The sequence below is a fragment of the Hydrotalea sp. GW822-HT8A01 genome, assembly GCF_058798575.1.
The window spans coordinates 3,512,579-3,535,276 of sequence record NZ_CM179506.1 but is presented as its reverse complement, the minus strand read 5'-3'; the positions used below and the strand labels follow the sequence as shown (position 1 = coordinate 3,535,276).

The following is a 22,698-nucleotide window of genomic DNA, read 5'->3' as shown; positions in this document are numbered from 1 at the left end:
TGCAGTTTGATTGAAGAAAGTACCCAAAAAATGCTGCTAATGGTGTGGGAACCAAATAGCATGTGTGTATCATTTTTTTAATTCTTATCATTGAAACAAAAGTCTGTTATACCTGCTTTGCAACCTTTTTTAGATGGGAAAATGTTGTTGTTGAATAAGCCGTTGCACTGGACTTCATTTGATGTGGTGAAGAAAGTCAGAATTACCACAGGTATATCAAAAGTTGGCCATGCCGGTACTTTAGATCCGCTGGCTACCGGCTTATTGATTGTTTGTACCGGTGCTTTTACCAGGAAGATTAACGATTTTATGGGAATGGATAAAGTGTACACCGGTTCTATTACGCTGGGAGCCACCACTGCTTCTTACGATTTGGAAACCACTCCGCAACCTGTTGCATCAACTGATCATATTACGGAACCCATGTTGGAACAAGCTACAAAACTATTTACCGGTGCAATTCTGCAAATGCCACCCCAACATTCTGCTATAAAAAAAGATGGCAAACCCTTGTACCTCTTTGCACGCAAAGGAATTGAAGTAGAAGTAGCGGCAAGGCCGGTAACCATACATTCTTTTGAAATAACAAATGTAGCAATGCCTGTTGTGCATTTTAAAGTACATTGTTCAACCGGAACATATATTAGAAGTCTTGCAAACGATTTTGGAGCAGCACTTGGCGTTGGTGGCTATTTAAGCAGTTTGTGCAGAACTGCAATTGGTAATTTTGAATTGAAAGATGCGAGTACAATTGAAGCATTTGAACAATCTGTACAAATTTTTAAAACAGATACGAACGGGTAGCCATTGTTGGTTTTTAAAAAAATTTTCTTTTCAAAACGTACTGCCTGTTGCCCAATGTTTGGAACGATGAAGTGATTGCGACGCAACAGGCGGTGCCACGAAGGTTAGCAGCCGGTATTATCAACTTTATTCAGCTATTAGAAGGGTAGCCCAATACCGAATTGTATGGCGTAATTATTGACGACTGCATTGCCTCTGTTTTCGGTCCAGGTTAGTTTATTGAGCTCTGCCCAGCCACCATTGTATTGCCGGGCCGGGTCCTTTAATTTATAACCAAAATCGAGGCGCAATAAGAAGTAGGAGAAGTCGAAACGCAGGCCTGAACCCACGCCTATAGCCAAATCTTTCCCTAATCTTTGTAAGGCAAAAACTGAATTGGGATCGGAAGGGTTGGGGGTAAGGCTCCATACATTGCCCATATCGGTAAACAATGCGCTGGATAGTTTGAATGCACTAAATGTAAACAATGGAAAGCGGTATTCTATATTGGCTTCCAGCGCCATGTCGCCAAAGCGTTCTTTGTAGTTGGTATTTGAAATAGTATCTACTAATATGGAAGAACCCAAGCCCAATTCTCTTAAACTCCATGCCCGCATACTGTTGGGGCCTCCTAAGAAATATTGTTTATACACCGGAATATTCTGGCCTGCCTTCGGAAAGGCGGCGCCGATAAAAAAGCGGGTAGCCAGTTCTGTTTTGTGGTATTTTTTTAAATAACGGTATTCCCCTTCTGTTTTAATGTATTTGAATATTCGGTCGGTGTAAATATTCAGTAACGATGTTAATGTACCCGATTCTTCAATACCCAAACGGATAAAATGGCTTTTGGAAGGGTCTCTCGGACTGTTGAATGTTCGGATGGCTGATATGGCTGAGCCTGCTACATTGCCATCGCGAAATGAATTTCGAAGAAATGGATTGTTTTTGAAAAGGGTATCTAATCCGGGTAAGGTATCAATTTTATATAACTCCACATTCAATGGCTTGAATGAAACGCTGGTGACGGCATTGGATTTACGTGCATTTTTTGAGAACTCATACCCCCAACTGGTGGTAAGAGAGCGTAACTGGTAATAATCTCTCCGGTCGGTATAAGAGCCTGCAACGGAAAGTAAGGTTCGTTTATTATCGGCCGATCTGAAAAATTTTGAATCAATAACCCTTGGGATAATGAGTTTTGGAAAGTTATAGGTATGACTTAAACTGACCTGAAAGGTTTGTAACAAAGGCGTACCCGTTACCCCCGGGTTTTGTGCCTGGCCAATATTCAATTCTGTACCCAGGCGCAAACTGGTGAGAGACTGTATGGCCCGCTTCCATAAATTTCTGTTGGTGTAAGTAAAATTAGTGGCAATACCAAACAGGTTGCCAATGGTAATATCGCCGGTATTGCGGCTGCCTTCTAAATTTACACTATAGCTTTGTTTCAGGGCAGGGGTTAAAAAAAAATACAGGTCTAATGAATCTGTTCCATAAGGTACTACCTTACCATCAACCTGTTGCCAGGCGGGTAAATGGCCCAAATCGTTGATGGATTTGTAATATTTTGATTCACTATAGGGTTGATTGTATTTTAAGTAAGTATGTTCAATTAAGGGTTTGTAAATAAATTTACCATCCTGATACACCATGGTTAAGTGTTTGTAATTGAATTGCTTTAAATTCTTTTGCAATAAAACACTATCTGGCTGGTCAGTAATTTTTAGTTCAGGGTAATAGTAAATATGATGAATGTAATATTGGGTAAGTTTACTGCTGTCCTTAAACTGGTGCTGTTTAATTTCAACATTCCATTTCGGATTTTCGTAACGGGCTTTATTGGCTTCTTCAATGAGTTTGGCTTGTGTTAATGGATCGAAGGCCAATTGCAGTAATTGAGTATTGGTGGTATCAATTTCAGCATAAAAATCGTCTTTTAAAATTTTATAATACCCGCTATCTCTGAATAAAAGCGCCAGCCTGTCTAATTCGTTACTAATTACCTGTTTGGTATAAGGCGTACCTTTTTTTAATAAGGTTTTTCCGCTGGCAGCCAATGCCATTTTTTGTAAACTGGAATCAACAGGGTGAATGGCTGTATCCAGCAAATGATAGCGCACAGAATCGATGGTAATATTTTTACCCAGATTAATTTTCATGATAATGGTAGCACGTATCTGGTTTTTTACTGTATCGAACCTGGGTACTGAATCAGCAAATTGTGCATAATAAAACCCCTGCGAGTTGAGATAGGCATTCATATACCGAATGGTACGCGAAATGTTGGTGGAATCAAATACAGGTGGATTTTTCAATACTTTGCTAATAATGGGTTGTTTGAAGGAAAGCTTAATTTCGCTGATGTAACGGGCCTGTAAACTATCATCCCAATAATTGCTTAATTCATTTTTTAAGCGTTTTTTCTCATCTTTGGATACCTTTCCGTATAGTTCTATTCTGTTTTCATAAACAAAAGGTTTATTGATCGGGTAATTTTTTACAATAGAACAGGCGGCTAAATATAGAAGTAGCAGGATTAGGGTGGTATATCGTAATAATTGCTGTAGCTTAAAATTCATATCAATGCTTAGTCGGAATGAGGTCAAATATATTCAATCTTTGTGCCACAAAAAACAAAGAACAGAAGAAGGTGTATTTATAGCTGAAGGAACCAAAATAGCTGCTGAAATACTGGCATCCGATTATACCATTAAAAAAATTTATGCAACGGAACACTGGGTGGCACATCAAAGGGATGTGCAAGTGCCTGTAACCATTGTATCGGAGGCCGAATTGGATAGGATCAGCAATCTGCAAACACCTAACGAAGTGGTATTGGTGGTGCAACAACGTGCTGAAACGCCGGTAACTGCTACACCACAGGGGTTGGTACTGGTGTTAGATGGCATTCAGGATCCGGGGAATCTGGGTACCATGATTCGAATAGCAGACTGGTTTGGTGTTGCGCATATTGTTTGCAGCACCGATACGGTGGAGTGGTACAATCCCAAAGTAATTCAAAGCACCATGGGTAGTTTTTTAAGGGTAAACCATTGGTATACCCTTTTGCCATCCTGGCTTGAAAAACTGCGGGTGCCCGTTATTGGCGCTGTACTGAATGGGGTTCCGGTACAACAAATGCCCTTTTTACCCAATGCAGTATTGCTCATTGGAAGTGAGGGAAGTGGTATTCGGCAAGCGATATTATCTGCCATTACACACCCTGTTACTATTCCCGGCAAAGGGCAGGCGGAGTCGTTGAATGCAGCAGTAGCTGCGGGTATTTTACTATCGCATCTTACCGGAAAGTAATGGCTTTTACCGGTTGAATTTTTTTAACCAGTGCAGTAGGCACCATTAATGCCAACAAACAAACCAAAGCAGTAGCTACACAAACTAATACAACCTGCCATCCAATAATATGAACAGGCGCCACTGATACATAATAATTGCTTTCATCTAAGTGAATAAATCCGGCAAATTGTTGCAGCAAACATATACCCAGCCCGGCAATTAAGCCAATGCCAATACCAAAACCTGCAATAAACCAGGCATAGAGCAGAAATATTTTTTGTATCAGCCAATCGTTGGCGCCAATGGCTTTCAGAATGCCAATCATTCTTGTGCGTTCTAATACCAGAATGAGCAGGCAGGTAACCAAATTAATAATGGTTACAATTGACATTACGATAAAAATTACATTGCGGTTTACATCTTGTATATTCAACCAGTCGAAGATATTCGGGTATACATCCTGAATGGTTTTGCTGCTCCAGACATTGGGAAGCTGATTCAGTAATGCCTGGTTCACACTATTCATGTCCTTGTAATTATTTAAAAAAACCTCGTAACCTCCAATAGCATTGGCAGGCCAGTTATTAATGCGGCGAATGAGGCGTATATCACCAATTGCAAACAGTTTATCATATTCTTCAATACCTGTTTTATACAGGCCAACAACTTTCAGTTTACGGTAGGTATTGCCACTGCCATCAGTTGAAATAAAGAAAATACGCAGGGTATCGCCTAATTGAATATTGAGTTTATTGGCAATATTTGTTGAGATGATGATTTCTTTGGAATAGCTGCTGTCATTAAACTGCAGCCATCTTCCTTTTTGTAAAAACGGTTTTAGCCGGGAACTGTCATCTCCTGCATTAATACCTTTGAATAAAGTGCCTTCAATTTCCCGGTGATAAGCCAATACGGCACTTTTGGTAGCATATACCTGAACCTGCTGAATACCTTGTTGGTGGTGCAGAATATATTCTACAGTATCATTGCGCTCAATGGGCGTTTCTTCTGCTACCAGGGCTTTATCTACTTCAAAATGTTGTACGCGTATATGTCCCCAGAAACTGAACACCTTTTCAGAAATGGTTTCCTGAAATCCATTTACAAAGGCTAAGGTAACAATCATCGACATAACGCTTACCGCAGTAGCCACTATGGCCAAACGAATAATAAATCGCGAAAATGTTTTTTCGTGGTTAAAAGTTATTTTTCTGGCAATATAAAAAGCAACATCCAAGGCAACGGTTTTAAAATGTTTCAAAACTACGTGCTGCGGGGCAATCAGCAAAACCAATTAAATTATGGCAATAATCAGCAGTATTGTATTTTTATTAAAAGTTTGAAACATGAAATGGCTACAGCTATTGGTGGTAATGTTGTTATGCACTTCGTTGCAGGCGCAAATCTATGTTGATTCGGTGTATATGCCATCCATTGGCAATGTATCTTTCTTCAAACAAAACAATCAGCAAAGCATGCCCGTTATTCACCTCAATTCCGGTGAATTATTGGAATTGTATTTTGACGATTTGGTAGCTTATCCCAAAAATTTTTATTACACTTTTGTGTTGTGTAATGCCGACTGGACACCGGCTGATGTAAGTATATTTGATTATCTGAAAGGATTTCAGCAACAGGCTATTAACCAATACCGCATTTCCTCCATTACGCCACAGCAATACGTTTCTTATCAGTTGGTATTACCCGATGCCAATGCCATGCCGGCTGTAAGCGGTAATTATATTTTAAAAGTGTTTTTAGATGGCGATACTTCTAAATTGGCATTTACCCGCCGTTTTTTTGTAGTACATAACCGGGTTGATATTTTGGCCAATATTGCTCAGCCTTTTACCAGTCAGTTATTTTTAACACATCAAAAAGTACAGTTAAGCATCAATACCCGCGAATTAAATATTTTAAATCCGCAACAGCAATTAAAAGTGCTAATTATGCAAAACTATCGCTGGGATAATGCTATTAAAGGAATACAGCCTATTTTTATTAATAACAATATTTATCAATACAATGCCGAGCAGGATTGTATTTTTCCCGGCGGGAAAGAATATCGTTGGGCTAATTTAGAAAGCTTTCGCTATCAGAGTGAACGGGTAGCGGCTGTTGATAAGGGTACTTTTCCCTATCAGGTGTATTTGAAAAACGATTACGATTTATCGGGTCAGCCTTATTTATTGATGAACGATATGAATGGCTGGTATATGATCAGCACCACTGAAATGGTGAATCCCTGGTGGCAAACCGATTATGCTTATGTGCATTTTAGTTTTGTTCCGCCGGGCAATCATCCTTTTACCGGACAAAACGTATACATTCTGGGTGCACTAACGGGTAATCGCTTAACCCGTAATGCCCAAATGCAATTCAATGCCGATAAGGGTATTTATGAAAAAACGCTTTTTTTAAAACAAGGGTATTACAATTATACCTATGTTACCCAACCTACCGATGATCCTAATGCCCCCGGGTCATTAAAATTAACCGATGGCAATAGTTGGGAAACGGAAAACGATTATACCATTTTTGTGTATTACCGTTCTTTAAATGACCGATATGATGAATTAGTAGGTGTTACCACCATAAATTCCAGATTTAACCGACAGTAAGGCAATCCGATCCTCTCTCGGTCGGTATTATTCAATAACAACGGGCATGGTTTTGCTATTGGGGGTATTTCCCAGGCAATTGCCGGTGTACAGGGTTAATTGGTAATTGCCTTTAGCCAAAGCCGGTATGGCAATATACATGGTATCCTGCATAGAAGCTTGCGGAGCTATACATTGTTGGGGCAGTGGATTGTTATTAGGGAGTAATATATACTGTTGTGCTTTCACCAGTACAATACCAGATACGGTACTAAAATCGCTGCTTTGTAAACAATATGGCTGTAGCCCATTGTTTTGTAATAGAAAAGGGATGCGCAAAGTATCGCCCTGATGAATAGGGGTATGGGGTAGGGTATAGTTGAAGTGAAGGGCTTGTGTAATATACAGGGAGTCGGTACCAAACCCATACCATATGCTGCCATTGGCATAATAAGTGCTTGCTTTCCCTTGATAATTACCTACACAAAAAGCCGGTTTACCCAACCAGTTGTATTGAAAATTCCAGATGTCAAACTGCGATTTCCGATTTTGTAAAGTGGGAAATGAAATAGCAGTATCTCCGGTAAAGTAGGTATATAATGCAGGTTCAATATGATTGTTGGCAAAAATAACCGGCCGATGCGCAGCCGCCCTTGCAATAGATTGGTAGTAAGCCGGTTTTGCTGAAAAGCCCAATTGTTCCGGTACCCAACCGGCAATTAAAGCCACACGCAGCATCAAAATTAAAACGGCAGAAAAAGCCAGCAGTTTTCGAATATTTTTAAAAAAGGCAGTATGCTCATGCAGGTGCTCATTTATTGCAATAAGCATAGGTACAGCGGTTACAATGGTCCAGTGCGGTTCTGCATGCCCCCGAAAAGTACTTATCCAAAAAACAATAAAAATACCTGCTATATTATAATACAATGCCCGTTGATAATAGTCTTGGTAGCGATACTTCACCAAAATATATGCGGCAGCTATCCATATAAAGGGATTAAAGGCCAGCATTTGGTTGGGAACATATTCTAAAAAATACGCCCATTTAAATGGTTCTGCCCGGTCTACTGCATGAAATTGTAAGGAAGGGAACCGATGGCTAAATTGCCAATAGACATGTGGTAAAAAAAGTATCAAACTACTGAGTGCTATTATGTAAAAGGCCGGTTTTTTGAACAGTGCTTTATTAGATGCAACGGTAAAAAATACCACCAATATGCCTTGGTATTTGCTGTATAACAAACCTGTTACACTTACAATCATGATAAGTATAGTAGCGGTATCTGTTTTTTGCAGAAATTGCTGATAGGCAAAGAAAAATAAAGCCGTAAAAAATAGTAATGGCGCATCGGGTGTAGTAATAAAGCCATACACGGAAAACATCACCATTACAAAGGCTGATAAAAAAAAGAATATAATTTGTTGTTGTGATACAGGTGATTTAAACCGTAGTTGATGCCAAATGAGCCCCAGTGTAAGTGGTTGAAGTACCACAGTAACAAAACGAACTTTTAAAATATCATGAAAAAACCAAGAACCTATTCTAATTATCCAGGCTACAAAAGGGGGATGGTCAAAATACCCCCAACTTAAGTGTAAACTGTACAAATAGTAGTACGTTTCATCTTCCTGAATATTGGTAAACCGGGCTTGTACCAGGTTCATTACCAACCAAATAACCAATAGCCCATAAACTTGTTTCTTCTCCATTACACACAATAAAAAACTGGTCAAAAAAAAATAGTTTTTTTATCGGGTAATGGTGAATGCAGGTGTTGTTGCGTTGTTGTATACCATTGGTAAATAGGGTAAATAACAACAGGTGCAAAATTACTATTTTTATTAGATGGTATCCAGTTTTTTTCTACCTATATCCATTGCAAAAAGAAAGCATACATTCTGCTTAGGTAGCTAACCGGTTGGTGGGCTGTTAACAGCAGTTCTTAAAAATGAAGTTTAAAAATTTAATTAGTTGCCTTACATTTGCAGCCGGCAGGTCTTACACGACCAGCTCCTGCTGAACCTCCCCAGGGCAGGAATGCAGCAAGGATAAGCGGTTGTAGCGGTGCGATGTGAGTAGCCTGCCTTTTTATTATGCTCAATGCTTTCGTAAAAGCAATTATTCTTCCGTCTATTGTTCACGTTTTAAATATAATTCATCATGAAATTTTTTATTGATACCGCTAATCTTGCTCAAATTAAAGAAGCAAACGATTTAGGTATTTTAGATGGTGTTACCACCAATCCCTCTTTAATGGCAAAAGAAGGTGTAAAAGGCAACGATGCTATAATTAACCATTACAAAACCATTTGTGAAATGGTAGATGGCGATATTAGTGCAGAAGTTTTCTCAACTGATTTTGATGGTATTATTGCTGAAGGTAAAAAATTAGCAGCCATCCACCCCAATATTGTAGTAAAAGTTCCCATGATTAAAGATGGCGTAAAAGCCATTAAATGGTTTACCGATAATGGTATTAAAACCAACTGTACTTTGGTATTTTCTGCTGGTCAGGCTATTTTAGCGGCTAAAGCAGGCGCCAAATATGTATCACCCTTTATTGGGCGTATTGACGATACCAATTGGGATGGGGTAGAACTGATTGCACAAATTGCGCATATCTATTCCTTACAGGGTTTTGAAACAGAAATATTGGCAGCCTCCATCCGTAGCTCATTGCATATTGTAAAATGTGCCGAAGCCGGTGCCGATGTTTGCACTTGTCCATTAGATTCTATCCTCGGTTTATTGAAACACCCTTTAACCGATATAGGATTGGCTAAGTTTTTAGAAGATGCCAAAAAAATGTAAATACAATCACATTCATTCTTTTAAAAAAATCTACATATAAACTGTGTAGATTTTTTTTAACATTTAAAACAGAGATGACATGACAGGTTGGATGTTATTGGTGGTTTCAATTGCATTGGTGGCTATTCTTATATTTTGGCCCAAACAAAAAAAATCAAAACCGATGCCGGTATCCTGGCAACAATTGCTATTGCAACACCTTCATTTTTACCGGCATTTGAGTGAGGCAGAACAAAAATTATTTGAGAAAAGGGTAATGGATTTTTTGCAATATGTACAGATACATCCTGTAAAAACTACGCTCACCGATTTGGATAAAATACTTATTGCCAGCAGCGCCATTATACCCATCTGGGGCTTCCCCAACTGGCACTATTATAACTTAAAACACATTTTATTGTATCCCAATGCTTTTGAAGAAAAAACCTTTCAGATAGAAGGTATGAACCGAGATGTATTGGGAATGGTAGGTACAGGCACCTTAAACCAAATGATGATTTTATCGCAAAAAGCGCTTAGAGAAGGTTTTATGAATGAACACTCGAAAAGTAATACCGCCATTCATGAATTTGTACATTTATTAGACAAAGCCGATGGTGCTACCGATGGTATTCCTGAAAATTTATTGGAAAAACCCTATATATTACCCTGGGTGCAGTTAATGCACCAAACCATTCAGGAAATGCAGGCCGGACAGAGCGATATCAATATTTATGGCGCCACTAATCCCGCCGAATTTTTAGCGGTGGTGAGTGAATATTTTTTTTCTCAGCCACATTTGTTACAACAGCATCATCCGCAATTGTATGCATTGTTAGAAAAAACATTTCGTCAATATCCTGCTCAACTACTTCAAACATCTGATCAATGATGCTCAATTTAGCTCAGCATTACTTTGCATCCCTTTTGGTTACTTTCAAAAGCTTTTTCAATAATAGCAATTACAGCTGTGCTTTCATCAATGGTAACGGGCAGGGGTTGCTGATTCACTAATGCCTGATACAACGCCTCAAAATAACCCATATAATCACCTTTTTCAGTAGGTACATTTTCCCGTATTATTTTTCCGTCTATTGCTGTATGCAATAAACCCTGTTCAGCTTCGGGTTCAATACCCCAATTGGGCGTGGTTGGTTTTTTGCCTTCTATTAAATGATTTTCCTGCACATCTGCCTTCGATTTTAAAAAACTGCCGGCTGTTCCAAATACAATGTAACCCGGTAGGGGTTCCCGCACAAAATAGCCGCTTTTTAAACGTACCCTGCAATGTTTGTAATACAATAGCAATTCAAAATAATCATCAATCACAGAGCCTGGCCGGGTAACAGCAATATCTGCAAACAAAGCTTCGGGTTTACCAAATAATTGCAAAGCCTGGTCAATTAAATGCGAACCTAAATCATACAAAACACCGGTGCCCGGCTTGCCGGTTTCCTTATGTGCTTTTGAACTTAAGTGAGGTGCATATCGGTCGAACCGAAATTCAGCTTCCACTATAGTACCCAATACCCCAGAATCAATGATGCGTTTGGTAGTTAAATAATCGCTGTTGTAGCGACGGTTTTGGTACGGACAAATTATTTTACTCTGTTGCAAAGCCAATGATTTTAGGGCATTGGCTTCTTCAGTAGTTACAGTAATGGGTTTTTCTAATACTACATTTTTTCCTGCCAATAAAGCCTGCCGGGTATATTCATAGTGCGTATCATTGGGTGTATTCACTATCACCAAGTCAATATCATCTGCCAGCAGTTCTTCTAATGTATTGTAACTTTTGGCATAGGGATAAATTTGTTGAATTTGCTTTTTAGTTCTTTCCCAGGCACCCACTAAAATATAACCTGGATGCGCATCAATAAAGGGTGCATGAAATACTTTTCCACTCATGCCAAAAGAAAGCAGCGCAGTTTTAATCGGTGCATTCATCAGTTCAATGATTTAATATTTTAATTAATGTGCATATTTAATCAACTGCCCGAAGCTACAATTTTTTTTAGTGGTTTGCAGGATGATTTTTTCAACTCGTTATAAATAACTATTATATATGCAAGCAGGGTGTTTGATTACATTTGTTTTTAAAAAATTGTAATGTATTAAACAAAAATTAAAATATTTTTTACAAAAAAATGGAGGTTTTATTTGTTGATGCTTTTTTTATTTAAAATAGATCGTATGATGTATCTATTGGATGGCATGGGTGAATTTGTTAAAAGTGGCCATGAAATCAATAGCTTGTATGCATTACAAGTGGTTGTACAATGGATGAAGCAATGTTAAAAAGAGAAAAGTGCTGCATGAATGCAATAATCATTATAGGCGGAGGTTTAAACGGATTGGTAGCTGCTTGGCGTTTACAACAATTAGGGGCAGATGTGCTGGTTGCTGGTGGTAGAAGCACAGCCCAATTTGGGAGGCAGAATCCAGACACATTTGGGTAAAAAGATACGCCCATGGAAATGGGTGCTACCTGGTTTGGACCGCAACATCAATATCTGCAACAATTGATGCAGGAATTGAAAATTGACCGTTTTCATCAATGGCAGGGTGGTTATGCCATGATAGAGGCACAGGGCGAGATAGGGCTATATGCCCTGCCACAACAGGCCGATCCGTATTTTCGCATTGCAGGCGGCAGCAGCGCGTTAATCCGTACACTGGCGGATGCTATTGGCAGTCATCATATACACACGGCAACCACCATACAAAGTATTACAGATAAAGGTGATGGTTTGGAATTAACTGCTACCAATGGAACACTAAACCAGACTGCCGGTATTATTTTGGCCATTCAGCCGCAATTAGCTGCGCAAACCATGGTATTTGAGCTGCAATTACTTGCCGGATTATTGCAGGTGATACACCATACCCAAACCTGGCTATTAATTTTGCCGTTGAATATGAACAACCTTTTTGGAAGCAAAACAAACCTGTCAGTACCCTATTTAGCGACAAAGGTACTGCCACCGAAATCTATGATCATACCGATGCAACCCAACAACTTTTGCACTGAAAAGGTTTTTTATTGCCCATGTTGCGCTCACAATCATTTGAAACCAGAAAAGCAATGGTAACCCGGCAATTGGTGCAATATTTTGGCGAACAGGCGGCCCATTATCTGCAGTATTGGGATGCCGTTTGGTTGAATGAAACGATTGGTATGGATGAAAAACAATTGACACTATCACCGCATCAAAATAACGGAGATGCATTGTTTACAAAAGGTTATCTGGGCAACAAACTTTGGTGGGCAGGTACTGAAACAGCACAAAACTATGGCGGTTATATGGATGATGCCGAAGAGAGTGGCTTATGTGCAGCCAATGTAGCAAATCGGATAGGAGCTATCAATAAAACATCTTAACGGTATTTTAAGCAGTTAACCAGCCATTCATCACCTCATGCAGTCAGTTTTTAAATGGTTCATTTATCTTCGTATTATTATAGAGCACATCAGCTTATCAATTGTATTGTATCTGTTACATTAAACATATTTGTAAAATTTTTTATAGAAAAAAAATATGCGAAAATTAGTATTCTTTTTTTGTTGGGCTGCAGGCCTGTTATGCAGTAAAACTGTGTTGGCACAAAATCCGCCCATTGCAAACAGTGCAACTATTTTTTTGCAGATGAAAAAATTAAATGTGCTGGGTAGTGTATTATATGTGGCTGCACATCCTGATGATGAAAACAATACCCTGTTGCCTTATCTGGCAAAAGGAGCTTTGTATAAAACAGCTTACCTGAGTTTAACCAGAGGAGATGGCGGTCAAAATTTAATTGGAGATGAACAGGGTTTTGAATTGGGACTGATTAGAACGGAAGAATTGCTGGCTGCCAGGAGAATAGATGGAAGTGGCCAGTATTTTAGCCGGGCATTTGAATTTGGATTTAGCAAAAGTGCCACAGAGGCATTGCATATTTGGGATAAAGAAAAAGTATTGGCCGATATTGTTTGGGTAATTCGCAAATACCAGCCCGATGTAATCATTACCCGTTTCCCTCGTGATAAAAGAGCAGGACATGGCCATCACTGGGCTTCTGCTATTTTGGCCAATGAAGCATATACTGCCGCCGCCGATTCTACTAAATTTCCTGAACAATTTAAATATGGCGTAAAGCCTTGGCAAGCCAAACGTATTTTATGGAATACCTACAACTTTGGCAGCATTAATACCACCTCCAACGACCAGTTAAAAATTGAAGTAGGCGGCTATAATGCGTTGTTGGGCGAAAGTTATGGAGAAATTGGAGGCGAAGCCAGAAGCATGCACAAAAGCCAGGGTGAAGGCAGGCCCAGGAGGGAAGGTAGTATTACCGAATATTTTACCACTACCGGTGGTACCCCGCCCGATAGTACTTTGATGGATGGCATTAATATTACCTGGAGCCGCATCAAAGGCGGTGCCGCCATTATTCCGAAAGTAAATCAATTGATTCAACAATACAATATTCAACATCCTGAATATTCTTTACCTGCCCTGGTAGGGCTGTACCATTCCATTCAACAATTGCCCGAACAAAACAACTGGACCAAAGAGAAGCTGAAAGAAGTGATAAACCTGATTGTGGATTGCAGTGGATTGATGGCAGAAGCTACCAGTAGCAATGAATATGCAGTAGAAGGGCAGCACATGCAGTTACAGTTTTTTGTGAACAAACGATTACCAGCTGCTTTACAACTGAAAAAGTTAACCTTAATGAGCAGGCAACAGGTTTTGTTTGATACGGCTATTGCTCAATTGTTACCTGTAAATGATAATATTGCTTTTGAACGAAAATTTCTGGTAGCGTTGCATCAGCCGGTTTCACAACCTTATTGGTTGGTGCATCCCATGGAAAATGTGGGTATGTTTACTGTAACCGATCAAACCTTAATTGGCCGACCCGAAAGTCTGCCTGCTTATGCAGTTGCATTTACTTTTTCAATTGATGATGTTCAATTTACTATTCAAAAGGCCGTACAGTACAAATACTTAGACCCGGTAAAAGGAGAAGTATACCAGCCTTTTGTGGTTACACCGCCTGTTGCGGTAAGTTTACAACCAAATGTAGTATTGAGTGATGTGGAAAGACAGGGTAAGCCTGTTGATCAGCCTGCTTTAAACTTGCAGATACAAGCCAATTACGCTGCTCCAAATGTTCCGGTGCAATATCGATTACAACAAGGCAATACCGTTATTTATACGAAAGATACTGTTCTAAATTTTGAAACCGGAAAAAATTACGCCTGGTCTGTACCGTTGGCCGGTACTTTTGATGCGCAAAAAATACCCGTTATTCACCCTTCTGTTACCATACCCATACAAGGTAAAAATGAAACTTATGATTTGAATGTGAAGAAGATTGCTTATAATCATATACCCACCATTCATTATTTTTATACGGATAGCGTAAATGTAATTACCAAACCGATAAAAGTAGTAGGTAAGCGGATTGCTTATATAGCCGGTGCCGGCGATAAAGTACCCGATGCCATTCAACAATTGGGTTATTCGGTGCAGTTGTTACAGGAGCAGGATATTACTGATGAAAAGTTACGTCAATTTGATGCCGTTGTAATCGGTATTCGTGCGTACAATATTCACGAATTTCTAACCACTAAGAATGATATTTTTAACAGGTACATTTACAATGGCGGTAACTTCATTATCCAATATTTTAAAAGTAATTTTATCAACAACAAACCGGTTCAGGCAGGTCCATATAAGTTCTTAGTCAATGGTAGTCCGCGTGTTACGGAAGAAAATACACCCGTACATTTTTTGCTGCCACAGCACTCCGTTTTAAATTATCCCAACAGGATTACGGAAAAGGATTTTGACGGATGGGTACAGGAACGCAGTACCTATCAGGCACAAACCAACGATACCCATTTTGAAGCTCCGCTGAGTATGCACGATACCGATGAACCTGCTTCCTCCGGCAGTTTAATCATGGCACCGTATGGAAAGGGAAATGTAGCGTATGTAAGTTTGGTATTGTTTCGGCAATTACCTGCCGGAGTGCCAGGTGCTTATAAATTATTGGCAAATTTAATTGCTTTACCTAAACACGAATAATGCAGATGCACCCCAGAAAAAAAATAGGTTTTTTTACGGTATTGATTATTGGTATTGCCTTAGGTTTTTTAATTAAAAATGTAAAAATCGGTTTGGTTATTGGGTTGGCTTTGGGTTTGTTTGCAGGCAGTTTGGTAAATGGGAAATAGCAGTGTATAAACAGCTTTAATAAAACTTTAGCAAAAATGCAGCAGTATTCCCGTTATAAGACTTGATGATATGAGAATAATTAGCTAAACTGCAAAAGGAATGATACTGAAGTGAATATGATGATTGCATTAAAGATTCAATTGCTTTTTAAAGGCTGTTTAATTTGTTATTATCGGGTCATTTAAAAGGGTTCAGAAAAAAATTAATCAAATGCCACAAAACAATAAAATAATTGTTCTCTCCGGTTGGAATAAATGGTACCTGTTGGTAATTGTAGTGTTGATTGCAGAAATTATATTTTTTACCTGGTTTACACAATATTTTTCATGAACCAAATTGACTGGATTGTTCTTACGCTCATATTGGTAGGCATCATTGCTTATGGGCTATACAAGAGCCAAACAGAAAAGAACCTGGAAGGCTATTTTCTCTCCAATCGTTCCATGCCTTGGTATTTGGTATTGTTAAGTGTAATGGGTACGCAGGCCAGTGCCATCACTTTTTTATCGGCCCCAGGTCAGGCATTTACTGACGGTATGCGCTTTGTGCAGTATTATTTTGGTTTACCTATTGCCATGGTCATTATCTGCATCAGCTTTGTACCCTTGTTCAGCCGTTTAAAAGTTTTTACGGCGTATGAGTTTTTAGAGCATCGTTTCGATATTAAAACCCGCTCCATTACTTCTTTTTTATTCCTCTTATCACGTGGTCTTTCAACCGGTATCAGTATTTATGCACCCGCCATTATTCTGTCTTCATTGTTTGGCTGGAATATTTATATCACCAATATCATTATGGGCGGACTGTTGATTATTTACACCGTAAGTGGCGGGGCAAAAGCAGTAGCCTATACCCAGCAATTACAGCTCATTATCATATTTGCAGGAATGGCTATTGCTGCTTTTATGATTGTACATTTATTGCCCAACGGCTTTGGCTTTATGGATGCTTTAAAAATTAGCGGCAGTAATGGTAAATTAAATGTAATTACCACGGGGTTTACTAAAAATGGGTTCGACTGGAAAGACAAATATAATTTGCTGAGCGGTATTATTGGCGGTTTCTTCCTGGCGCTTTCCTATTTTGGTACCGACCAAAGTCAGGTAGGCCGTTATCTTACCGCCAAAAACGATAAAGAAAGCAAAATGGGTTTGTTGTTAAATGGATTGGTAAAAGTGCCTATGCAATTTGGTATTTTACTCATTGGCGCTTTATTGTTTACCTTTTATCAGTTTAGTGACCAGCCCATTTTTTTTAACAATGTGGTGCATGAACAGTTACTGAGCAGCAGCCAGAAACACAATGCCATATCGTTAGAACAACAATACAACCAGATAAATGCCGAAAAGCAGGTGGCTCTTAAAACATGGAATACTGAACCCAATAAGGCAAGAGCAAAATTGCAGGAACTGAATGTACATTCGCAACAACTCAAAACCAGTTATCAGGGTTTGTTTCAAAAAGCAGGTATTACCGGCGATACCAATGATACCAATTATATTTTTCTGCGCTTTGTTGTAGACTATTTACCGCATGGATTAGTAGGATTACTCATTGCCATTATTTTTTTAGCAGCCTGGGGGTCAACTGCAGCAGCACTGAATTCATTGGCTGCTACTTCAGTTATTGATTTTCATTTGCGTTTTCAAAAAAAGAAAGAAGATTTACCCGTTTCTTATGATGAAGCACTTAATAATTATAAAATCTCAAAATTTTATACCCTTGCATGGGGTATTTTCTGTGTAGTTGTAGCAGAGTTTGTGATTGGCATGGGCAGTCTTATTGAAGCAGTAAATGTTTTGGGATCACTTTTTTATGGAGTGATACTCGGTATATTTTTAGTAGCGTTTTATATGAAATCAGTAAAAGGGAATGCTGTTTTCTGGGCGGCCATTGTAAGTGAACTCGTTGTAATACTGGTGTTTATATTAAACAAATACAATATTATAGGGGTTAGTTTTTTATGGCTCAATGTAATTGGTACTTTACTCGTTGCCATCATCAGTCGGCTCATCCAAATTTTGCTTCCCAACAACTAATCCTTTCACAAAGGGCCATTCTTTATTACGTTTTGCTTTTAGCAGATAGGCAATAATACCCAATAGGGTTACCGTTATTCCGCCCAGCATCATGGTATAGCCGGTTGAAATAAAAATATAGAACCACATGGCTATAGCCAGCAATACCGGTATAGGGTACAAGGGCATGTGCCAGGCAAAGTACTTCCGGCCTTTTCTTTTCACCAATAAAATTAAGCCCAATGCTTGACCAATAAACTGAATTAAAATACGCATAGCCAGAATGGCATCAATTATATCACGTAATTTAAACAACAAACTAAACACAAAGGCAGTACCGCCTAATACCAATAATGATACATAAGGAAAATGTTTAGTAGGGTGTAGTTTGGCAAATGCCGAAAAGAAAGCCCCATCGGCAGCCGCGGCATAGGGTATACGGCTATAACCCAGTGTGGCAGAAAAAACCGAGGCAAAAGCCACCCACAAAATTAACAACGTAGCCACATTAGCGGCAGAAGGACCTGCTATCTGTTCAATAAAAGTACTTACCACAAACTGGCTGTGTTGAATGGTGTGCAGCGGTAACACACTGGCAATGCTTACATTCATTAGCAAATACAACACGGCAATACCCCCAATGGAAATAAACATGCTGCGGGGTATATTTTTTTTAGGGTGCATAATTTCGCCCCCCAAATGGCAAACGTTGTAATAACCTAAGTAACTGTATATGGTTTTTACACTCGCAAAGCCTAATGTGGCAGCAAATGCATGATTAATCGTCAATCCATCGTTGATGTGTAGTATGGGTTGCATAAAATGCCCATGCAACATACCTCCGCTAATAATCCAGCCCATGGTAAACAATACCCCCGTCCACAAAAACACACTGATTTTTCCAATGGCATCAATTTTCCTGTACAACAGAAACACAATAGCAATAACCACCGAACCGCTAATACATTTTGAAACCGGGGTACTATAGGGAACCAAAAAGGAAGCATATTGTGCAAAACCAATTGCCGCCGATGCTATTACCAATGGGGCTTGAATCATGGTTTGCCATACAAACAAAAAACTCATCAACTTCCCCCACCGGGGGCCATAACCTTCTTTTAAAAAATTATAGCTACCGCCTGCCAATGGAAATGTGGCACCTAACTGGCTCCATACATTGGCATCAATTACCGATAACAAGGCACCGGCAATCCAGGCATATAAATACCAGGGGCCGTTCATGCTTTCTGCTACCACACTCAACACCACAAAGGGGCCAATGCCCACCATATCTGTCATGTTAATAGCGGTAGCCTGTAATAAACTAATCTTTCTGTCTAGTTTTGGTTTGTTCATCTTCAATTTACAAAATAAGGCTTTTCTTTGTTGTAAACATACAGCAGTTATGGCCAATCATTTTCCAATGGTATACTGGGCTAACGGAGCCGTTATTTACGAAGTGAATATTCGACAATACACACCGGAAGGAACCTTTCAAGCATTTGCAAAACATTTACCCCGTTTAAAACAAATGGGAGTACGTATACTCTGGTTTATGCCCATTACACCCATTGGTAAGGTGCACAGATTAGGAACGCTGGGCAGTTATTATGCCTGCAGCAGTTATACGGATATAAATCCTGAATTTGGCACCCTTGATGATTTTAAAGCCTTGGTACAACAAGCACAGGCATTGGGTTTAAAAGTGATAATAGATTGGGTAGCCAACCATACCGGATGGGATCATCACTGGACAAAAGAGCACCCCGACTGGTATGTGAAAGATGCTTCAGGAAATTTTACCGAAAAAAATGGCTGGAAAGATGTGATTGATTTAGATTATACACAAAACGAAATGCGCAAAGCCATGATAGCCGCCATGCAGTTTTGGATGCACACTGCAAATATTGATGGGTTTCGATGTGATATGGCCCATTTAGTGCCTTTAGATTTTTGGATGGAAGCCCGGCAGCAATGCGATGCCGTTAAGCCTATGTTTTGGCTGGCCGAAACCGAAAATGTACAATACCACGATGCATTTGATGTAAGCTATGCCTGGCAATGGATGCACCAAACCGAAGCCTATGCCAAAGGTACAGCCGGCATCAATAATTTATACAATACCCTGCACGATTATTCACAATATCCCGCAGATAGTTATAAGTTGTTTTTTACATCCAATCATGATGAAAACAGCTGGAATGGAACGGAATACGAAAAATATGGCGGTGCCGCCCTGCCGTTGGCCGTACATAGTTTTTTGTGGAGGGGGCTCTCATTGATATACAGTGGCCAGGAAAGTCCGAATAAAAAGCGAATTTCATTTTTTGATAAAGATTTAATTGAATGGCAACAACCATTGGGTTTGGAAGATTTTTATACCCAATTATGCGGCTTGCGGCAAACCGATCTTATCATGAAAGGTGAAACCTTTATTTTGCCCGTAAGTGGCAATAACATTATGGCATTCATGCGCCATTGGCATAATGAAGCATTGCTGGTATTGTTAAACCTGAGTGGGGATGACAAACAAAAATTTTCGGTACAGCATGAATGGTTAAACGGTGCATTTACCAATCCCTTTTCCGGCCTGCAGTTCACCTTTTCAGGCAAAATAGATTTTGAATTACAGGGGTATGAATTCCTGGTTTACCACAAAACCCAATAATTTTATTTTACTGCATAAATGGCATCAATTAGCCATGCACCTACTTAGATACTGGTTCGATGCTATTTCTGTTTTTAACGCTGTTGAGTCGAATCAGTCTCGAATCAGTCTGCTATCAGATCAGAGGTAGCTCTGCTGACGATATGGCAGTATTTTAATATTTGGTAGTTTTAAATTGTATCATAATGAACTGATAGCATTAAACCTGCCTTAGAGAAAGCGGTTTTTAATTGGTTTAAAATTGGCCCCACCATTCAGTACAGTATAAAATGGAATGGAAGTGGCAGGTAATATTTTAAATATAAAATTTGGATGATGTTTTAAAAGTGCATATATTTATTTTTATAAATATTGGTATAATTGTACCATACATTACCCGGAGAGATAGGGAAGTAGTTCTGATTGTGGGTGAGGGAGGCGAAGCTGTAGGTATGTTAACCAGGCGTTGAAAAAAAACGAAAAGGGTAGGGTTGGCTTTACGAAAGCGTTTAAAAATGTATATGTATTTCGCAGAAGCATTATAGCACCCGAAAAATAAGTAGTATAATAACCTGTTGGATGAATTATATTTTGAGATGAAGCGTTAATGGATTTGTTGGGGCATTTTAACATAAAGACAACGGAACGGTATTTACACATAAGCAAACTACATTTGGTAAACATTAGTAGCCCATTGGATGATTTGATGAAGAAAGAAAGCATAGAATGGTAAAACCGCTGTGCGGGGGCGACAATTTGGTTTTGATAACAGTAAAGCATTGATTTTAAGCAATCTATAAGGAGTAATAGCGATAAACAATAAAAAGTTGTTTTACAAAAAGAGCCGAGTGGATTGTCCTAACGAAAATTGAAATTGTATAATGTTAAGTAGTTGGCTATCAAGGTGTGTTTTTTTAGGAAAGTAACGGATTATAACATAAATTTACGCGTTGTGCGTCATTCTAAAAAGACGGACAAAAAAGCGATAGAAAAATCGTCCATCTAATTGCGTTGTCTGTCCATTTTATAAGATTTAAAGCTGTCGCATCTTTGCACTGTCAATAACGACAAACAATTTAAAAAAAATAAAAAAATGACAACATTCACAGTTCCAACAAAAGAAGAAGTTTCAGAAAACAACCAAGCGATTTTTGACAATTTAAATAAAGCTTTGGGCTTTGTACCAAATTTGTACGCAACTATTGCTTATTCAAAAAATGGTTTAGAAAGATTTTTGGCTTATCAAAATGCTAAAACATCCCTTTCAAACAAAGAAAAAGAAGCCGTAAACCTAATTGTAAGCCAAGTAAATGGTTGTATTTACTGCCAAAGTGCTCATTTGGTTTTGGGTAAAATGAATGGTTTTAACGATGAACAGTTAACCGAAATTAGACACGGAAAATCGTCTGATAGTAAGTTAAATACATTGGTTGCATTAGCTGCCGATATTACTAAAAACAGGGGCAACGCAAGCGAAACAAATGTCGATGCTTTTTTTGCAGCAGGTTATACCAAAGAAAATTTGGTTGATTTAATACTTCAAGTAAGTGATAAAACTGCTATGAATTATTTGCACAACCTTACCAAAGTTCCTGTTGATTTTCCTTTAGCACCAGCAATTTAATTAATACTTTTGCGAACCAGCATTGATGTTGGTTCGCATTTTTTTTAAAAAGATATATAAAATGGAAAATACAGAACAAAAATTACCACTACCACCTTTTACAATGGAAACGGCTTTGCAAAAAGTACAATTGGCAGAAGATGCTTGGAATAGTCAAGACCCAGAACGAATTGCTAAGGCCTACACCATAAATACCGAATGGCGAAACCGCACTGAATTTATAAATGGTAGAGAAGAAGTGGTAGCTTTCTTGAAAAGAAAATGGCAAAAAGAATTGCATTATAAACTCAAAAAGGAATTGTGGGGTTTTCGTGAAAACAGAATGGCAGTGAGGTTTGAATATGAATACCAAGACCAAGATGGACAATGGTTTCGTGCTTATGGCAATGAAAATTGGGAGTTTGACGAAAACGGCTTGATGCAAAAAAGATATGCTAGTATCAATGATTTGGCTATTGATGAAAAAGATAGAAAATTGAAATAAAGTTAAAAATAGATGATGAGTTCTGATACATATACCTTGATAAATCCGCAAACAGGAAACTTAGCATTTAAAGTTTTTTCGTTTAACGATAACAGCCATTTCGACCATATTCAGCGACTCAATTATTACTCATTAATTTGGATAAGAAATGGAAGAGGAAGTGCAAAAGCTGATTTTTCAGAACATGATTTTACACAAAATACCTTATTTGCATTTTCGCCTTATCA

Annotated in this window: 19 protein-coding genes and 1 other RNA gene; 15 read left to right on the top strand and 5 right to left on the bottom strand. The window is 38.8% G+C overall.

Features of this window, described 5'->3' with window-relative positions:
* Positions 1 to 90: 90 nt before the first annotated feature.
* Entirely contained in the window at positions 91 to 804 is a 714-nt protein-coding gene (gene truB / locus AC3QLY_RS15660) for a tRNA pseudouridine(55) synthase TruB (RefSeq protein WP_228733114.1), read from the top strand.
* A gap of 137 nt (positions 805 to 941) precedes the next feature.
* Here the strand turns inward: truB and AC3QLY_RS15655 are convergent, their stop codons facing one another.
* On the bottom strand, positions 942 to 3,362 hold the full coding sequence (locus AC3QLY_RS15655) for a BamA/TamA family outer membrane protein (protein ID WP_218330655.1): 2,421 nt from the start codon (positions 3,360 to 3,362) through the stop codon (positions 942 to 944).
* Positions 3,363 to 3,366: 4 nt separating this feature from the next.
* Here AC3QLY_RS15655 and AC3QLY_RS15650 point away from each other — a divergent pair, with 4 nt between their 5' ends.
* Positions 3,367 to 4,095 (top strand): TrmH family RNA methyltransferase, encoded by a 729-nt coding sequence (locus AC3QLY_RS15650; RefSeq protein WP_075051702.1) that lies wholly within the window; start codon positions 3,367 to 3,369, stop codon positions 4,093 to 4,095.
* On the opposite strand, the gene AC3QLY_RS15645 is transcribed toward AC3QLY_RS15650, so the two are convergent.
* Complete coding sequence (locus AC3QLY_RS15645) at positions 4,082 to 5,338, bottom strand: ABC transporter permease (RefSeq protein ID WP_228733113.1); 1,257 nt, start codon at positions 5,336 to 5,338, stop codon at positions 4,082 to 4,084. The two genes, AC3QLY_RS15650 and AC3QLY_RS15645, sit on opposite strands and share 14 nt — an antisense overlap.
* Positions 5,339 to 5,423: 85 nt before the next feature.
* On the opposite strand from AC3QLY_RS15645, the gene AC3QLY_RS15640 reads away from it, so the two are divergent.
* Positions 5,424 to 6,698 carry a type IX secretion system plug protein gene (locus tag AC3QLY_RS15640; protein ID WP_074420434.1) on the top strand — a complete coding sequence of 425 codons (1,275 nt, stop codon included), beginning with the start codon at positions 5,424 to 5,426 and terminating at the stop codon, positions 6,696 to 6,698.
* Positions 6,699 to 6,725: 27 nt separating this feature from the next.
* On the opposite strand, the gene AC3QLY_RS15635 is transcribed toward AC3QLY_RS15640, so the two are convergent.
* Positions 6,726 to 8,387 (bottom strand): glycosyltransferase family 39 protein, encoded by a 1,662-nt coding sequence (locus AC3QLY_RS15635; protein ID WP_143439259.1) that lies wholly within the window; start codon positions 8,385 to 8,387, stop codon positions 6,726 to 6,728.
* A gap of 280 nt (positions 8,388 to 8,667) precedes the next feature.
* Between AC3QLY_RS15635 and ffs the strand changes: the two genes are divergently transcribed.
* From ffs to AC3QLY_RS15620, 3 genes are all read left to right on the top strand, one after another.
* Positions 8,668 to 8,767: signal recognition particle sRNA small type (ffs, locus tag AC3QLY_RS15630), an RNA gene on the top strand.
* 71 nt (positions 8,768 to 8,838) lie between these two features.
* Entirely contained in the window at positions 8,839 to 9,489 is a 651-nt protein-coding gene (fsa, locus tag AC3QLY_RS15625) for a fructose-6-phosphate aldolase (RefSeq protein ID WP_074420432.1), read from the top strand.
* 79 nt (positions 9,490 to 9,568) lie between these two features.
* Positions 9,569 to 10,360 carry a M90 family metallopeptidase gene (locus tag AC3QLY_RS15620; RefSeq protein WP_075051701.1) on the top strand — a complete coding sequence of 264 codons (792 nt, stop codon included), beginning with the start codon at positions 9,569 to 9,571 and terminating at the stop codon, positions 10,358 to 10,360.
* A gap of 8 nt (positions 10,361 to 10,368) precedes the next feature.
* Here the strand turns inward: AC3QLY_RS15620 and AC3QLY_RS15615 are convergent, their stop codons facing one another.
* Positions 10,369 to 11,415, bottom strand: a complete 1,047-nt coding sequence (locus AC3QLY_RS15615; RefSeq protein ID WP_075051700.1) for a Gfo/Idh/MocA family oxidoreductase — start codon at positions 11,413 to 11,415, stop codon at positions 10,369 to 10,371.
* 368 nt (positions 11,416 to 11,783) lie between these two features.
* Between AC3QLY_RS15615 and AC3QLY_RS15610 the strand changes: the two genes are divergently transcribed.
* From AC3QLY_RS15610 to AC3QLY_RS15585, 6 genes are all read left to right on the top strand, one after another.
* Positions 11,784 to 11,927, top strand: coding sequence for an NAD(P)-binding protein (locus tag AC3QLY_RS15610; RefSeq protein ID WP_179852356.1), 144 nt, complete (start codon positions 11,784 to 11,786; stop codon positions 11,925 to 11,927).
* Between the two features lie 12 nt (positions 11,928 to 11,939).
* The gene (locus tag AC3QLY_RS15605) at positions 11,940 to 12,560 is read left to right on the top strand and encodes an FAD-dependent oxidoreductase (protein WP_075051698.1); all 621 of its coding nucleotides are present in this window, start codon (positions 11,940 to 11,942) and stop codon (positions 12,558 to 12,560) included.
* Entirely contained in the window at positions 12,554 to 12,850 is a 297-nt protein-coding gene (locus tag AC3QLY_RS15600) for a hypothetical protein (RefSeq protein WP_492990052.1), read from the top strand. The genes AC3QLY_RS15605 and AC3QLY_RS15600 overlap by 7 nt, the downstream gene beginning before the upstream one ends.
* 157 nt (positions 12,851 to 13,007) lie before the next feature.
* The gene (locus AC3QLY_RS15595; protein ID WP_492990050.1) at positions 13,008 to 15,548 is read left to right on the top strand and encodes a PIG-L family deacetylase; all 2,541 of its coding nucleotides are present in this window, start codon (positions 13,008 to 13,010) and stop codon (positions 15,546 to 15,548) included.
* Entirely contained in the window at positions 15,548 to 15,697 is a 150-nt protein-coding gene (locus AC3QLY_RS15590; RefSeq protein ID WP_179852374.1) for a hypothetical protein, read from the top strand. The genes AC3QLY_RS15595 and AC3QLY_RS15590 overlap by 1 nt, the downstream gene beginning before the upstream one ends.
* Before the next feature lie 327 nt (positions 15,698 to 16,024).
* On the top strand, positions 16,025 to 17,737 hold the full coding sequence (locus AC3QLY_RS15585; RefSeq protein WP_074420733.1) for a sodium:solute symporter family protein: 1,713 nt from the start codon (positions 16,025 to 16,027) through the stop codon (positions 17,735 to 17,737).
* Here AC3QLY_RS15585 and AC3QLY_RS15580 read toward each other — a convergent pair.
* A complete protein-coding gene (locus AC3QLY_RS15580) occupies positions 17,684 to 19,072 on the bottom strand; it encodes an APC family permease (RefSeq protein ID WP_074420732.1) in 1,389 nt (462 codons plus the stop codon). The two genes, AC3QLY_RS15585 and AC3QLY_RS15580, sit on opposite strands and share 54 nt — an antisense overlap.
* Positions 19,073 to 19,121: 49 nt before the next feature.
* On the opposite strand from AC3QLY_RS15580, the gene AC3QLY_RS15575 reads away from it, so the two are divergent.
* The 3 genes from AC3QLY_RS15575 (at position 19,122) to AC3QLY_RS15565 (ending at position 22,471) form a co-directional block, all read left to right on the top strand.
* On the top strand, positions 19,122 to 20,384 hold the full coding sequence (locus AC3QLY_RS15575; RefSeq protein WP_074420731.1) for an alpha-amylase family glycosyl hydrolase: 1,263 nt from the start codon (positions 19,122 to 19,124) through the stop codon (positions 20,382 to 20,384).
* Positions 20,385 to 21,456: 1,072 nt separating this feature from the next.
* A complete protein-coding gene (locus AC3QLY_RS15570; RefSeq protein WP_492990046.1) occupies positions 21,457 to 21,987 on the top strand; it encodes a carboxymuconolactone decarboxylase family protein in 531 nt (176 codons plus the stop codon).
* A gap of 61 nt (positions 21,988 to 22,048) precedes the next feature.
* Positions 22,049 to 22,471, top strand: coding sequence for a nuclear transport factor 2 family protein (locus AC3QLY_RS15565; protein WP_492990045.1), 423 nt, complete (start codon positions 22,049 to 22,051; stop codon positions 22,469 to 22,471).
* Positions 22,472 to 22,698: the final 227 nt, after the last annotated feature.